Raw genomic sequence first — 15,317 nt, forward strand, 5'->3', positions numbered from 1 at the left:
ATTTAGAATCTTTGGAATATAGCGCTGGAACTTCTTGAATTAAAGTCGCAGCTTCATTGGTTTGACTGTATAAAAAAGAATTATAACGATAAGCATTCTCAGCCATTTGCTTTTCCAGCCAAAGTGTAATATTTGCTTTTAAAGAATGTTCGGGATCGCTACAGCTATCGCAAACCAAACGTAAAATCTTTCTAGCCGAGGAAATAATATCTTTTCGTAAAGGCTCGCCTAAAATGGCTAAATCCTTTTTTATTTTATCTATTTGAGGTGTTTTACTACAGTGGCAAGTCGCAATATTAGCAACCTCCAAAAACTCATCACGTTCTTTTTTGATGGGATTGAGGTTAGCTTTCCAAGCTGTTTTCTTGGCTTCTTTTGCTCGCTTTTTGGAATTATTTTCTATTTCATTCAATTCTTCTGATGAAGCTATTCCTTGTTCAATAATCCATTCGCGCATACGCAAAATCCCATCAAAATCTTTTTCCCACTGCAATCGTTCTTCCGATTTATAACGTTCGTGCGAACCCGATGTGGAATGCCCTTGCGGCTGTGTAACTTCGGTAATGTGAAACAAAACAGGATTATGTTCTGCACGACAATGATCGATTCCCTCTTTGTAGATTTCCACCAAATTGGCATAATCCCAAGCTTTTCCTTTTAATATTTTAAAGCCTTTTCCTTTTTCGTTATTTTCGAAACCACTCAAAACTTCAGAAATATTTTGTTTGGTTGTTTGATATTTATTGGGAACTGAAATTCCCCAACCATCGTCCCAAACAGAAATAGCCATTGGGACTTGCATTACACCCGCAGCATTGATAGTTTCCCAAAAATGGCCTTCGGAAGTTGAAGAGTCACCAATAGTTCCAAAAGCTACTTCGTTTCCTTTATGAGTAAAGGAATCAAAGGCATGCAAATCCGTATTCTCTTTAAATAATTTAGAGGCTAAAGCCAATCCCAATAAACGAGGCATTTGCCCAGCAGTAGGCGAAATATCTGCACTGGAATTTTTTTGTTCCATCAAATTCTTCCACTGCCCATTTTCATCTAAACTACGTGTGGCAAAATGATTGTTCATCAAACGTCCACCATTGGCAGGACTATTCTTTGTATTCGTATCGCCATACAGTTGAGCGAAAAACTCTTCGGGCTCCATCATCCCAGCGGCAAGCATAAATGTTTGATCGCGGTAGTATCCTGAACGCCAATCGCCTTTTTGAAAAACCTTGGCCATTGCCAGTTGTGGAATTTCTTTTCCATCGCCAAAAATGCCAAATTTAGCTTTTCCTGTTAGGACTTCTCTACGGCCCAAAAGGCTCAGTTGCCGACTTAAGTTGGCAATATAAAAATCGTTTAAAACTTCTGATTTATAGTCGTTTATATATTTATTTTTAATTTTAGTCATTTAAATTCATTCTAAATAAGTCCTGCAAAAGTACAGAAAATTATCGGGCTTTTACAGAAGTCTTAATTCACCAGAAAACGAGGCTTTAAAAAACGAAATTCTCTTTTAATTGAAGCACGCTAACATGCTGCATTTGCCAATGCCGGATTACCTCATCCACAAAAATATCGCGAACGCAAATAATCCAATTCTTATTCGGTGTTTTAATTAAGTCCGTAAAAATAGAAGCCCACAAATGACCTTTTATATCCAAGTTGCCAATTTCATCCAAAATAATCCAGTCGTTTTCCTGAGTAGCCAAGCGCAAAATTCTTTCTCCTTCTTGAATTGCTTTGGGATTAAAATAAAAGGTCTTAATTTTTATCCAACTTTCTATTGAATCTCTTCTGGCAAAAGATATTTCTTGATTAGTTTGAATATCTATCAAATTGAATCCGGAACGGACATTGTTTTCCCAAAAACCTTGAGCAATAAAGCCTCCAACACTCTCTCCTTTAGCTTTAAGTTGACTTACAATTTCTATGCAACGCGTAGTTTTGCCTTCTCCTTGTTCTCCTGATAAAATAATAATTTGCTTAGGCATAATCACGAATTAGCTGTTCTACTAGTTTGGGTAAACCGATGCCCGCTTTTTCAGCAATCGTAGTGAGATTAGATCGATAAGCTTGTTGTTCAGCATTGGGGTCGACATAAAAAACAGGCGTATCTTCAGGTACATAATCAATTAGTCCAGCTGCCGGATAAACCACCAGGGAAGTACCAACAATGATTAAAATATCTGCTTGTCGGACAATAGAAGCAGCTATTGAGATATTAGGAACAGCTTCGCCAAACCAAACAATATGAGGGCGAAGTTGAGAGCCTTTTTCGCATAAATCCCCTTTTTTCAATTCCCAATGCTTGAGTTCATAGACCAGATTTTCATCCACTGTACTTCTCACTTTTTTGAGTTCACCGTGTAGATGAAGAACTTTTGAAGACCCTGCTCTTTCGTGCAAATCATCTACATTTTGGGTTACTATCTCCACATCGAAATATTTTTCCAAATCGACTAAAGCTTGATGTCCGGCATTAGGCTCTACCTCAAAAAGTTGCTTTCTTCGGATATTATAAAACTCCAAGACCAAATTCATATCGTTTTGCCAGGCAATTGGACTTGCTACTTCTTCGATACGGTGATTACGCCATAAACCATTAGCATCACGAAAAGTGGAGATTCCACTTTCAGCACTTATGCCTGCTCCACTTAAAATAATTATTTTTTTCATTTAAAACAAAGATAAAGAAATTGCAGAAGTAATATAAAACCAAAAAACAGGGTTTTGTATTGTTTGGCTAAAGCCCAGAACCTGAATTTATCAATTACCCCTGACTTAAGTCAGGGGTAATACAATGTGTGACAAATCGGGCTTTAGCCCAAAAAGTTAATCCCCAAAAATAAGGCTTCGGCACATCGACACTTCGACGAGCTCAGTGTAAACAGGCTCAGTGTATACTTCGATAAACTCAACGTAACGCTTCGGCTTCGCTCAACGTAACACTTCGGCTTCGCTCAGCGTAAAAAAAAGCCTTCCTACAAAGGCAGGAAGGCTTCCAAATATTATGTTTAGAATGATTAGAACAGTTTCATATCGTCTAAAACTTTCATAACCTCTTTAACGGCAACAGAAGAGCTGTCTAATAATGCTTGTTCAGCTTCATCAAGTTCAACTTCAAGAATTTGCTCAATACCGTTTTTACCTAATTTAACAGGAACACCAAGAGCAACATTTTCTTGTCCGTATTCACCTTCTAACATAGTACAAACAGGGAAGATTCTTTTTTGGTCTTTAATAATAGCTTCGCACATTTGAGCAGCAGCTTGTCCCGGAGCATACCAAGCAGAAGTACCTAAAAGTTTAACGATTTCTCCGCCACCTCCTTTAGTTCTAGCAACAATAGCATCTAATTTATCAGCATCTATAAGTTGAGTTACGGGAATACCGGCAACAGTGGTATAACGTGGTAGTGGAACCATAGTATCGCCATGACCACCCATCAATAATGCTTGAATATCTTTAGGAGACACATTTAATTCTTCTGCTAAGAAAGAACGATAACGAGCTGTATCTAAAATACCGGCCATACCAAATACTTTATTTCTTGACTTTTTCGAAGTTAAGAAAGCTGCATAAGTCATAACATCAAGAGGATTAGCTACAATCACAATAATTGCATCAGGAGAATGTTTTACAACATTTTCTGTAACCGACTTAACAATTTTAGCATTAGTAGAAATTAAATCGTCTCTACTCATACCCGGTTTACGAGGCATTCCTGAAGTAATAACAACTACATCAGAATTTGCTGTTTTAGAATAGTCATTTGTAGATCCAATTATTCTTGAATCAGATAAGCGAATAGGAGAAGTTTCCCACATATCAAGAGCTTTACCTTCTGCAAAATTCTCTTTAATATCGATAATAACAATCTCATTAGCAATTTCATTTTGTGCTAGGGTATCGGCAACTGTAGCACCAACATTTCCTGCTCCAACAACGGTAATTTTACTCATTTTTATAGATTTTTATAGGTTTTTTTAAAAGATTTTATTTCTACAAAACAAAGATAGCCAAATTTGTAATGTATGCATAAGATTTATAATAGCTATAAATCATAATTTGAACTGATATAAATAGATGCTTTGATAAACCGCTGATATAAAAATAAGAGAATTCCAGTCTGTTACGAGATAGGAATTCTCTTTAAGATTTTATTTCCAATCGGGTATTCTACCTTCGGTAATTGGGGCACCAAGCTCATCTAATTTTTTATCCATCTCATCAAATTTAAGCTTTAAAGATTTTACTTTTTGAAGTAAAATGCTAAAATCATCAGAAGCGATTTTAAAATTCTTTTTTGCAGAATCCGGAATATTTGATGTTGAATTGTAAATATCGTAAATGGCACTACTTGCTCTCCTCCTTAAACTTAGCATTTCATCTAAATCAAGTACAGCATAATCACTATCACCATTCATAATAATCTGAAGTTTTAAGAGGCTCTTCTCAAGTTCCATAATCTCTTTAAATAAATTTACAGCCTTTGTTCCAGAAAGTCCTTTAGTTGCAGCTTTATACGGATTAATTTTTTTATTCAAACCGCGCAACTCCATATTTACCGCTGAAATTGCATTATTTAATTTCAGTGCTTTTTGTTTAAAAGTAACCAGCTCTTCACGATTTTCTGCAGGAAGACTTCTGTTATTTATTTCTTTTAATTCAAATGATTTAGGAGCTGTTAGTTTTGTAATTACACCATTTTCGTTTTTACTCAGACTAACCCGATATTTACCCGGCACAACAAAAATACCGGCAGATGAAAGTCCTTTGCTTTGAGAAGCATCATTCTCACTCACTAAACCGGTAGATGGATATTCCATATCCCATAATATTTTGTTTAAACCTGCTTTTAATGGAGCACGCAATTCACGAATGAAATCGCCATCTTCATTCTCAATAGTATAAATTAAATAATCATCTTGCTCCTCTTTTTCGGCTTTATATTCTTCCAATGTTGGATAAAGAATTAATTTTCCTTCTTTAAAAGCTGTTTTTTCCTTTTTCTGACGTTCAGATTTTAAGCTGCTTGAACCTTCTTTAATCCAGCTTATGAATTCAACGCCTACCTTTGGGTTAGGTGTGGTATAAAATGTTTCGCCTTGGAAACCTTTTTCTTTACTTCCCAACCACCCAAGTGGACGCCAAGTTTTAAACATTTTACCATCTTTAATATTAAATAAATAAGCTTCTTTATCCAGTACTTCATTTGTCAGCTCACGTAATGGAGCATAATTATGAAGAATGTAGAACCCACGGCCAAAAGTGGCTAAAACCAAATCGTTTTCACGTTCTTGAATAGCCATATCACGTACGTTTATAGTTGGCAATCCGGTTGAAAATTTCTTCCAGTTTTTCCCTTCGTCCAAACTTACAAATACACCATATTCTGTACCTGCAAATAATATATTAGCTTTGATATGATCTTGTTCTAAAGCATACACAGCACCTTTTTCTGGTAGATTTGATGAAATATTTGTCCACGTTTTTCCTTTATCCGCACTACGATATACATAAGGTTTAAAATCACCACTTTTATGATTATTAAAAACTGCATAAACTACATTTACATCGTGTTTGGAAGCAATCAAATCATAGACATAAGTATTGGCAGGAACGCCTGGAAAACTATTCACTTTACGCCAGGTTTTTCCATCATCTTCAGTAATATTGATTTGACCATCATCAGTTCCGGCATAAATTAATCCTTGTTGTAAACGAGATTCATCCAAAGAAACAACAGAACCGTAACGTGATGTTGAACCATTTTTAGCCACAGCATCCATTGGCCACCATTTGCCCATTAAAGGCCATTTATTCCGATCTATATTTTGATCGAGTTCCCCAGAAATCACTTCCCAAGAATCGCCTCTATCTGTACTTTTAAACAATTTATTTGCCGCAAAATACAATGTTTTATGATCGTGCGAACTGATTAAAAGCGGAGCATCCCAATTGAAATTATATTGCGCTTCTCCCTTGCGCGCTTTTGGTGTTATGCTTACAGATTCTCCACTTTTCTTATCAACACGTTCAAGACTCCCATATTGTGCTTGAGCATAAACAATATTTGGATTTTTTGGATCAATAGCCGACTCAAAACCATCACCGGTTACAGTAACTAACCATTCGTAGGAATGTACACCATGATCAGAAAGATTTTGTGAAGGACCAACAAGGCTATAATTATCTTGTGTACCACCAGCCACATTATAAAATGGATAAGCATTATCAACAGTAACTTTATAAAACTGGGTTACTGGTAAATTGGTAAAGAAACGCCAAGTATCACCTCTATCAAAAGTTTCATAAACACCACCATCTGTTCCTTCTATATGATGCAAAGGATTATTTGGGTCGATCCACAAAGCGTGATTATCGTAATGCTTGCTTCGCTCTCCACGATCTTCAAAAGTTTTTCCTCCATCAATAGAAACCTGAGTGAAAGTATTATTGAGATAAACTCTGTTTTCGTCCACGGGGTCTGGAACCACTTCTTGATAATAATTTCCACTTGTAGAAACACTATTCATCTTTTGCCAACTTGCTCCACGATTTGTGCTTTTATAAAAACCACCTTGACCTCTTTGCGCTTCAACAATAGCATAAATAATTTCAGGATTGGCAGGAGAAATAGCCATTCCTATTCTCCCTTTATCGCCCGATGGCAATCCCTTATTAATTTTATTCCAGCTTGCACCGCCATCCGTAGATTTATAAATCCCTGATTCTGGTCCACCACCTAAATAAGTCCATTGTTTGCGGATACGCTGATGAGCAGTTGCGTACAAAACTTTACTGTCTCTTGGATCCAAATGAATTTCATTAAATCCAGTCATATCGCTGACAAACAAAATACGCTCCCAATTTTTTCCTCCATCGGTAGTTTTATATATTCCACGCTCACCACCAACACTCCAAACCGGACCGTAAGCTGCAACATAAACCACATCTGAATTATTAGGATCGACACTAATCATTCCAATATGCTCAGAGCTCTCCAAACCCATATTGGTCCAGCTTTCTCCACCATCTTCCGACTTATAAACACCATCACCAAAAGAAACAGAACGTTGATTATTGTTTTCACCTGTTCCAACCCAAATAACATTGTGGTTGTTTGGATCCATAGTGATACATCCGATAGAATAAGAACCTTCGTTTTCAAAAACAGGTTTAAACGTAATTCCTGCATTGGTTGTTTTCCAGACGCCACCAGCTGCGGCAGCTACATAAAACTCACTGATATTATCAGGGTTTACCGCTAAATCGGCAATACGACCGGAGGTTAAAGCTGGTCCAATGCTTCTGTATTTAAAAGTATTTAAAGACAGTTTACTAATTGCATCTTCGGTTTGTGTTTTCTTCTTTTTGTTTTTTCGTTGTGCATAAAGTTGCGGAACAGCAACAATCAATGCAAGTAACAAAATGATTGATTTTAGGTTGAAATTTCTCATTGTTTAATTGGTTAATTAATAATGGGGGAAGATACGAAAAAAGTGACGGGTGACGGAGAGAAATTGAGAGACAAAGAGAGAGGGTAAAGGTAAAGAGTGATGATTATCAAATTAAAGCAGAGGCTTAACATTGTCCCTCACTTCAAATGCAATAAGAAGTTTTTAGCTGAACAAGATGCTTTCTTCTTCGATTAATAATTGGCATGAAAAAAAGGAAACAAAAAACCCGTCAAGTTTTAAAAACCTGACGGGTTAGTATATTTATTTAAAAAAAACAATTATTTCAAAGCCGCTAAAACAGGCACATAATCAGGTTCGTCAACAATTTCCGGAACTTGTTGAGTATAGATAACTTTACCATTTTCATCAGCAACAATTACAGCGCGAGATTCCAAACCGGCCAAAGGGCCATCTATTATCTCTACTTTATAATCTCTACCAAAATCGCCTGTGCGAAAATCAGAAAGTGTTTCTACTTTATCTAATCCTTCGGCACCGCAAAAACGCGCTTGCGCAAAAGGTAAATCTTTAGAAATACATAAAACTACAGTATTTTCTAATGAAGATGCTGCTTGATTAAAATAGCGAACAGAAGCCGCACAAGTACCGGTATCCAGACTTGGAAAAATATTTAACACCAAGCGTTTTCCAGCATAATCGGCTAAGGCTGCATTCGACAAATCGTTTTTCACCAAAAGAAAGTTTGGCAAAACACTTCCTACTTCAGGTAAATTCCCCAAAGTATGAATCTTATTTCCTTTTAAAGTTATATCTGCCATAACTTATTTTTTTGCAAGATATTCGGCAACACCTGCATGAGTAGCAGTCATAGCTTCATCACCTTGTTTCCAGTTAGCAGGACAAACTTCGCCATGCTCTTCAAAATACTGTAAGGCATCAACCATACGTAAAGCTTCATCGATACTACGACCAAGAGGCAAATCGTTTACAACTTGATGACGAACAACACCTTGCTTGTCAATTAAAAATAATCCGCGATAAGCAACAGCATCACCATCAAATAAAGAAAGATCATTTTCTTCATCATAGTCATAATCACCTGCTAATACATCATAATTCTCGGAAATAGTTTTAGATAAATCAGAAATTAAAGGGTATTTAACTCCTTTAATACCACCGTCTTTTAATTCGGTATTTAACCAAGCCCAATGGCTATGTTCAGAATCTACCGAACATCCAACAACTGCAACATTACGTTTTTCAAAATCTTCCATTCTCTCTTGAAAAGCAAGAATTTCGGTAGGACAAACGAATGTGAAGTCTAGTGGATAGAAAAAGAAAATCACATGCTTTTTACCAATAAATTGCTGTAAAGAAAATTTCTCCACTATCTCGCCACCATTAACAACGGCAGTGGCTTCAAATAAAGGGGCTTTACGCCCAACTAATACTGACATAATTATTTAATTTTTATTTGATTACATTTTTAAAAACACAAAATTACAAAAAGTAATTGTACTTACACTATTTTAAAAATAATTTAAGCACTTCGATACCTGATTATAATTTTAATCTGAGAAAATCTGATTAAAGTCGACATCTAACAACTCCTGCTTATCGAAATCGTATAAAGTCATTTTCCTTAACTCAAAATAATTTCTCCAAAATGTTTGAAGTGCTCTAATATGCGCAATAGTTGCCTTATCCTTTTCTGTTTGGGCAATATTAAGATCTGTTACCGAAATCTTTCCAATCAAATACCTATTCTTAGATGCAGTATAACTTTTTGCCGCAACCGTGTCGCTTTTTGCCGCAATAACCAATTGATTTTGCTGCATATTGTATTCTGATACTCGAAGGAAAATATTCTGACTAAAATCCAGTCGCTCCTGCTCTACCGAAGTTTGAACCAAATCGGCATTACTTTCAGCCATTTTCACTTGTCCTTTTCGCATACCCCAATCCAAAATAGGCACTTCCAAACTGATGCTTAGCTGTTGCTGATCGCCGGGTTTGATATAAGAATCTCCTAATGTAAAAGCATTACCCATTAAACCAAAGACAGCATACAAATTAGCATTAAAGCCATTTTCCGATTTTGCTTTGTTAACACTTGCCCTAGATTCCAGCAATCGCTTTTCAAAATCAATAATTTCCGAACTATTGTTCATTGCTTGTTCCAGAGCAAATTCGTAATCAACTTTAGTAAATTTATCGGGTTTAGGCACCACTAAACGAATATTTTCATTGTCCTGCAAACGAAGAAAAGACTTTAAACGAAAAGATGCATTTTCCAATTCCAAATTAGCTTTTTCGAGTGCCGATTGCGCATTTAAAAAATTAAGCTCAAGCTGAAGTAAATCATTTTCGGCAATCTTACCTGAAACATATCTGCCTTGTGCTATTTTATATAAAGTGTCGTAATTTGAAACATTTATTTGAGCAACACGCTGGCTTACCTGTGCCAAAAGCAAATTAAAAAAGTAGTTTACCGAAGTTAAAGAAACCTCTTCTACCTTTTCCAAATAATTTCGTTTGGCCACTTTAAACTTCATCGGTTCAATTTGTTTATTCCATTTATATGGGTTAAAATTGAAAAGAGGCTGTCGGAATCCAATATTTATTGGAGTTGACAAATAATTATTTGTAACTAAAGTATCATAGAAATTATCTACTCTTTGCAAGCCGCTAGAAAGAAAAATGTTACCTCCCGTTAAACCAACAACCTTGTTCAAACGAAGATTACCCGAATAAGAAGTATAGCTTTGCTCAACATATGCCTCGGTTCCGGTGGACGAAGTATAAGCTTTGAATGCTCTATTAATAGATGGAATAGTACCATCAAAACTTAAACTTGGCAATAAGCTGCGTTTAAATGTTTTAAACTCCCAATAACTAGCACGCAATTGATGTTGAGCAATAAGTGCATCGGGCGATTGTTTTTTAGCAATATTTATAACATCTTCCAACGTTAAATTGCGTAGCTGTGCCTCAGTATTTAATGAAAAACTCAGGCTAAATAAAATTATAAAAGCAATTATTTTAGTTTGCATGTGTCTATTTTTTTATTCGTGACGCAAAGAAGTTACAGGATCTTGTAATGCGGCTTTTTTTGCCGGCATATAGCCAAAGAGAACACCAATTCCTGCCGAAACTCCAAAAGAAATTAATATTGAAAATACAGATACTATGGTTAGAATTCCCGTTAGCTGCGTAATTAAAAACGCGATGATTAAACCCAAAAATATTCCAATAATTCCACCAAAAACAGAAATTAAAGTAGCTTCGGTTAAAAACTGGAGAATAACATCGCTTTGAGTTGCGCCAATAGCGCGCCTCACTCCTATTTCGCGTATACGCTCCATTACAGAAGCAAGCATAATATTCATAATCCCAATACCACCTACAATTAAAGATATACTTGCAATAGCCCCCAACACAATATTAAAAATATTACGTGTTTTTTGCTCTTGTTTCAGTAAAAGTTCGGGGACAATAACTCTAAAATCTTTGGCTCCGGCATGTCGCCTTTCCAACATACGTTGAAGTACATTTGCCGTGGCTTGCAACTGTTCGGCTTCTTTTACCTGAACCACTATTTTATCAAGCTGATTTCTATTATTATCGTTTGTTTCATTATTATTTCTTCCCGAAACCAAACTGGATTTACTAATAACCGATCTATCGTTAAAGCGTAAAAGTGCCGTTTGAATGGGAGCATAAACATTCATATTAAAATCATCGATTCCCAAGTTACCATCTCCGGAGTCAATTCCTCGACTTTTCAGAACGCCGATAACACGCAACCATACATCTCCACATTTAATTTGCTTTCCAATAGCCTCTTCTGTAGGAAATAGTCGCGATTTTATCTTATGACCGATAATACAAACCTGCTCGCCATACTCATAATGCTTTTCATTAAAAAGCTGACCTTTAATGATGTCAAGACTATATACTTCAAAAAAATCGGGAGTAACGCCGGTAAAATCACCGGCAATACTTTTATTCTCATAAATCACAATGGTTTCGTTAGTTACCTCCGGAGACACTCTAATAATAGTTGGGATAATTTCCTTCATTGCGGCAGCTTCTTTAAGATTTAAGCCCGAAGAAAGTTTAGCTTTAGCTAAATCGTTTTCTTGATTATCTTCATCAGCAGTTTGTTCGGCACGTAGCAAACGAGGAGTAATAACAATATTGTTAACTCCAACTAATTTCATTTGATCGAGTACTTCTTTCTTAGCTCCATTTCCTATGGCGAGCATAGAAATAACAGCTGCAACGCCAAAAATTATCCCTAAAGCTGTTAACAATGAGCGAACTTTATTCTCTAAAATAGCTTTGGATGCAATACTGAGGACAAGCAAGTACTTATCCCATTTTAATTTGAATCTATTCATATTAAAAGTATTACAAATTAATTTTTAATCTTCCATTCATTTGCCCCTTCAGGAGGAAGAAGATATAATTCGTCACCGGCATCTATACCTTTTATAATCACAATGCTATTGTCATTACTTTTTCCTGTTTCCACTATTCTTTTAGAACCTTTAACATAAATAAACTGAGTACTATCCTGTACATACAAACACTCTAAAGGAATATAAACTACATCATCAAGAACTTCAGTAATAATTACATTTTTAGTAGTCATAGCCGGACGCAGACTCTCATCCGATCCTTCCACATCAATAGTAACCTCAAAAACATTAGCACTAGAATTACGCAACTCTTCTCCAATATTAGCAACTTCAACAACCTCTCCTTTCAATTCTTTTCCGGGGAAAGCATCAACACCAATCTCTACTTTTTGCCCTACTTTTACTTTACTAATATCAATTTCATTGACGTAGGTTTTGACTAACATACGTGTTAAATCGGGTAATTGAGCAATTACAGGACGCCAAGGGCTAATCATAGAACCGGTTTCTATTTTTTCGCCTCTACGAGTTTTGGCATAAATAACCATTCCTTGTTGTGGCGCTTTGATTGTAAATTCTCTTAAAATTGCCATGGTCTGACGGCGCACATTTTTTTTCTTTTTCAAATCAATCATAACCTGCTGAATGGTTGTTTCTTCTTTTTCCTTGCGTAAAAGATAGGCTTCTACTGCTTGTTTGTAGTTACGCTCAGCTTTTTCCAGGTTTATCTCTGCTTGCCGCTGTATAGCAGGAGCTTCAAATCTTGAATTTTCTACTTCAAGTGCTAGCTCCTCTGTCGAGTAACGTAAATTAACAATATTATCACGTGCCGAACGTAGAGTTAAAGCAGAATCTAATTTAGAATTGGTTATTTGGGTGTTTAATTTTTCTATATCTGCATCAATAGCATCTACCCGATTCATCACAACGGTTTTATCAAGGCTAGCTATAAAAGCACCTGAATCCACCACCGTTCCTTCCGGAATAATACTCTCTAATTTTATATCAGTATAAATTCCTATGCTTTGTAAATTCAGAGGACCATTAATTTCTGTAGAGAACTTTGAATCTAACTCACCAGTTGTAGTAACACTGATTATAAACTCTCCCTGTTCTGCTTTAACAAGAATACTATCTGAAGAGCCCGCTTTTGGAACAATCCACCAAACTAAAAGAATTGCAAATAAAATAACGGCTGCAATAGTGTAATTTTTTTTTGACATGATTAATTGGTTTGGTTTAAAAGTTTTGAATCCAAAGATACAAAAGCTATCGATAAAAAATATTAATCTGTAATGATTTCAGCAAGCTTGCGTCATAAAATATGAAATCAATTTTTTAAATAAAACTTAAAGCCATGAAAAAAATCACATTAGTACTTATATCGGCATTTCTTGCCATCAGCTTAAACCTTAGCGCACAAACAGCCGTTGATAAAATTTTCGACAAATACAATGGCTCCACCGGCTTTACCTCGGTAACAATGAATAAATATATGTTTGAGATGATAGCACGTATGGACACTTCTATTGAAAACAAAGAATTTCGCGAAGCTATTTCGAAACTTTATAGTATTCGCATTTTGGCAATGGACTCAGTAAATAGCGGTGGCGTTAACCTTTATGATGTTGTTATGAAATCGCTACCAAAAAAAGAATACAAAGAGTTAATGACAGTAAAGGAAGAAGGTACTGATATTATATTTATGGTAAAAGAAGACAATGATATTATTACCGAATTATTACTAATCACCGGTGGCGTAGACGATGAAAACGCATTAATTGTTATAAAAGGAGAAATAGACTTGGCCACTATTGGAGCTATAGGAAGAAGTATGAATATTGAAGGGTTGGAACAGCTTGAGAAGTTAAAAGAACACAAATAAAACTTGAGAAAGTGAAAGTGTGAAGGGGATGATGAAGTGAGAATATTTTCACTTTGTCACCTTTTTACCTTCTAACTTTTTTACCTCTTATGATTTTCCTATTTTCGCAAAAAGCAAATTATGCGTATCATTATTCAAAGAGTTAAAAAAGCCTCAGTAAAAATTCACAACAAGGAATTTTCCAAAATCAGTCAAGGAATGCTTATTTTATTAGGTATAGAAGATGCTGATGATTTTAGCGATACCGAATGGCTAATTGGAAAAATAATAAAGCTGCGTATTTTTGATGATAAGCAAGGTGTTATGAATCTTTCTATCAATCAAATTGAAGGAGAAATACTGCTTATCAGTCAGTTTACATTGCATGCCAGCATTAAAAAAGGGGCTCGACCATCGTACGTTCGTGCTGCACACCCAAATAAAGCCATTCCTCTTTATGAAAATTTTATAAGCGAATTAAACAAACTATTACAAACAGAAATTAAAACAGGTGAGTTTGGTGCCAATATGCAAGTAGAGCTTATTAACGATGGTCCGGTAACTATTTCTATCGACTCAAAGAACAGAGAATAATTATTGAAATAACTTTAAATTTTTATTAACAAAATATTTAGGCATTCAAATACCTCTTTTTCTGGAAATATTTAGATATTTGCAAAAAATATAATAAAGAAGAGTATGGAAAATACAGAAAAAGTTTGCGTTTTTTGCAAAAGAAATCAAGATGAAGTGCCTTTGGTACATTTAGAGTTTAAAAATATTAGCTACTGGATTTGTCCACAGCATATTCCGGTATTAATACACGATCCTTCAAAATTAACAGGACATTTACCCGGTGCTGAAAATATGCAAGCAGGCTAAATATTATTAATTTATTATTAATTTTCAAACGTATTCAAGTTAGTATCGTACCTTTTTAAATTAATTTGAAACGAACTATATTTTTTTAGTACTTTTGAAACAAACAATTTGAAATAATACAAAAATCTACATTATGAAAAAATTAACGTATTTATTTTTCGTCTTAACTTTAGCCGTATCTGCAACATTTGTTTCTTGCGATAAAGTTACCGATTTGCTTGAAATAACTCTAAAAGATGTAACCTTCGACGTAGATGTTGATGTTGCAGAATTAACTACAAAAGATGGGGGAATTGAATTTGGTGGTTCCGGAACCATTAATCCCAGAGCAAATTCTGAATTAACACCATATTTATCACTTATTCGTGAAGTTAATATTACTGAAATTAAAATTTCTGTCAACTCTGTGTCTCCTGCTGGATTAGAGCTATTAGATGCAACATTTACCATTACAGATGACGTAACCGGAAACTCCTTTACCTACTCTCCTGATCGTCAAGTAATTGATGGAACTACTGAGTTTATATTAGACTCTAGTTTACCAAATTTTGATGTTGTTTCTGATATTATTAACGATCTTCATGCAGCAACAATTACCTTGGGAGGACATGTTAGCGAAACAGGCTTTGCCATTAGCTTTAATTATTCCATTACAGCAGACATTACTGTTGGCGTACCTCAAGATGATAAATAAAATATCAAAATAAAAAAGTAAAAAGACGGAAC

Annotated in this window: 14 protein-coding genes; 4 read left to right on the forward strand and 10 right to left on the reverse strand. The window is 35.3% G+C overall.

All coding sequences use genetic code 11. From position 1 onward, the window contains the following. The 10 genes from J7K39_11510 to J7K39_11555 form a co-directional block, all read right to left on the reverse strand. The coding region (locus tag J7K39_11510; protein ID MCD6180518.1) for a thiamine pyrophosphate-dependent dehydrogenase E1 component subunit alpha at positions 1–1,405 on the reverse strand (1,405 nt) is incomplete at its 3' end. 85 nt (positions 1,406–1,490) lie between these two features. Continuing rightward, positions 1,491–1,988 (reverse strand): hypothetical protein, encoded by a 498-nt coding sequence (locus J7K39_11515; GenBank protein MCD6180519.1) that lies wholly within the window; start codon positions 1,986–1,988, stop codon positions 1,491–1,493. Then, positions 1,981–2,673, reverse strand: coding sequence for an NAD-dependent deacylase (locus J7K39_11520; GenBank protein MCD6180520.1), 693 nt, complete (start codon positions 2,671–2,673; stop codon positions 1,981–1,983). Before J7K39_11520 ends, J7K39_11515 begins: the two co-directional genes overlap by 8 nt. 347 nt (positions 2,674–3,020) lie before the next feature. Next, entirely contained in the window at positions 3,021–3,959 is a 939-nt protein-coding gene (gene mdh, locus J7K39_11525; GenBank protein ID MCD6180521.1) for a malate dehydrogenase, read from the reverse strand. Between the two features lie 198 nt (positions 3,960–4,157). Further along, positions 4,158–7,460: a hypothetical protein gene (locus tag J7K39_11530; GenBank protein MCD6180522.1), complete on the reverse strand. Its 3,303-nt coding sequence runs from the start codon at positions 7,458–7,460 to the stop codon at positions 4,158–4,160. A gap of 278 nt (positions 7,461–7,738) precedes the next feature. Then, the gene (gene tpx / locus J7K39_11535) at positions 7,739–8,239 is read right to left on the reverse strand and encodes a thiol peroxidase (GenBank protein ID MCD6180523.1); all 501 of its coding nucleotides are present in this window, start codon (positions 8,237–8,239) and stop codon (positions 7,739–7,741) included. 3 nt (positions 8,240–8,242) lie between these two features. Further along, entirely contained in the window at positions 8,243–8,878 is a 636-nt protein-coding gene (locus J7K39_11540; GenBank protein MCD6180524.1) for a peroxiredoxin, read from the reverse strand. 111 nt (positions 8,879–8,989) lie between these two features. Continuing rightward, positions 8,990–10,474 carry a TolC family protein gene (locus tag J7K39_11545; GenBank protein ID MCD6180525.1) on the reverse strand — a complete coding sequence of 495 codons (1,485 nt, stop codon included), beginning with the start codon at positions 10,472–10,474 and terminating at the stop codon, positions 8,990–8,992. Positions 10,475–10,486: 12 nt separating this feature from the next. Continuing rightward, complete coding sequence (locus J7K39_11550; GenBank protein MCD6180526.1) at positions 10,487–11,824, reverse strand: ABC transporter permease; 1,338 nt, start codon at positions 11,822–11,824, stop codon at positions 10,487–10,489. A gap of 17 nt (positions 11,825–11,841) precedes the next feature. Beyond that, positions 11,842–13,068 (reverse strand): efflux RND transporter periplasmic adaptor subunit, encoded by a 1,227-nt coding sequence (locus J7K39_11555; GenBank protein ID MCD6180527.1) that lies wholly within the window; start codon positions 13,066–13,068, stop codon positions 11,842–11,844. A 134-nt stretch (positions 13,069–13,202) separates the two neighbouring features. On the opposite strand from J7K39_11555, the gene J7K39_11560 reads away from it, so the two are divergent. The 4 genes from J7K39_11560 (at position 13,203) to J7K39_11575 (ending at position 15,285) form a co-directional block, all read left to right on the forward strand. Beyond that, entirely contained in the window at positions 13,203–13,730 is a 528-nt protein-coding gene (locus J7K39_11560) for a DUF4252 domain-containing protein (protein ID MCD6180528.1), read from the forward strand. Positions 13,731–13,850: 120 nt separating this feature from the next. Then, complete coding sequence (gene dtd / locus J7K39_11565) at positions 13,851–14,303, forward strand: D-tyrosyl-tRNA(Tyr) deacylase (GenBank protein MCD6180529.1); 453 nt, start codon at positions 13,851–13,853, stop codon at positions 14,301–14,303. Between the two features lie 105 nt (positions 14,304–14,408). Then, positions 14,409–14,591 carry a hypothetical protein gene (locus tag J7K39_11570; protein MCD6180530.1) on the forward strand — a complete coding sequence of 61 codons (183 nt, stop codon included), beginning with the start codon at positions 14,409–14,411 and terminating at the stop codon, positions 14,589–14,591. A 133-nt stretch (positions 14,592–14,724) separates the two neighbouring features. Next, the gene (locus tag J7K39_11575; protein MCD6180531.1) at positions 14,725–15,285 is read left to right on the forward strand and encodes a hypothetical protein; all 561 of its coding nucleotides are present in this window, start codon (positions 14,725–14,727) and stop codon (positions 15,283–15,285) included. Positions 15,286–15,317 lie beyond the last annotated feature (32 nt).

The organism is Bacteroidales bacterium, assembly GCA_021157585.1.
Lineage (GTDB): Bacteria > Bacteroidota > Bacteroidia > Bacteroidales > UBA12170 > UBA12170.

Excerpts from the sequence above, each read along its gene's own strand:
- J7K39_11545 (MCD6180525.1), bottom strand. The coding sequence starts at position 10,474 with ATGCAAACTAAAATAATTGCTTTTATAATTTTATTTAGCCTGAGTTTT.
- J7K39_11515 (MCD6180519.1), bottom strand. The coding sequence starts at position 1,988 with ATGCCTAAGCAAATTATTATTTTATCAGGAGAACAAGGAGAAGGCAAA.
- J7K39_11530 (MCD6180522.1), bottom strand. The coding sequence starts at position 7,460 with ATGAGAAATTTCAACCTAAAATCAATCATTTTGTTACTTGCATTGATT.
- J7K39_11555 (MCD6180527.1), bottom strand. The coding sequence starts at position 13,068 with ATGTCAAAAAAAAATTACACTATTGCAGCCGTTATTTTATTTGCAATT.
- J7K39_11540 (MCD6180524.1), bottom strand. The coding sequence starts at position 8,878 with ATGTCAGTATTAGTTGGGCGTAAAGCCCCTTTATTTGAAGCCACTGCC.
- mdh (MCD6180521.1), bottom strand. The coding sequence starts at position 3,959 with ATGAGTAAAATTACCGTTGTTGGAGCAGGAAATGTTGGTGCTACAGTT.
- J7K39_11550 (MCD6180526.1), bottom strand. The coding sequence starts at position 11,824 with ATGAATAGATTCAAATTAAAATGGGATAAGTACTTGCTTGTCCTCAGT.
- J7K39_11575 (MCD6180531.1), top strand. The coding sequence starts at position 14,725 with ATGAAAAAATTAACGTATTTATTTTTCGTCTTAACTTTAGCCGTATCT.
- J7K39_11570 (MCD6180530.1), top strand. The coding sequence starts at position 14,409 with ATGGAAAATACAGAAAAAGTTTGCGTTTTTTGCAAAAGAAATCAAGAT.
- J7K39_11560 (MCD6180528.1), top strand. The coding sequence starts at position 13,203 with ATGAAAAAAATCACATTAGTACTTATATCGGCATTTCTTGCCATCAGC.
- dtd (MCD6180529.1), top strand. The coding sequence starts at position 13,851 with ATGCGTATCATTATTCAAAGAGTTAAAAAAGCCTCAGTAAAAATTCAC.
- J7K39_11520 (MCD6180520.1), bottom strand. The coding sequence starts at position 2,673 with ATGAAAAAAATAATTATTTTAAGTGGAGCAGGCATAAGTGCTGAAAGT.
- tpx (MCD6180523.1), bottom strand. The coding sequence starts at position 8,239 with ATGGCAGATATAACTTTAAAAGGAAATAAGATTCATACTTTGGGGAAT.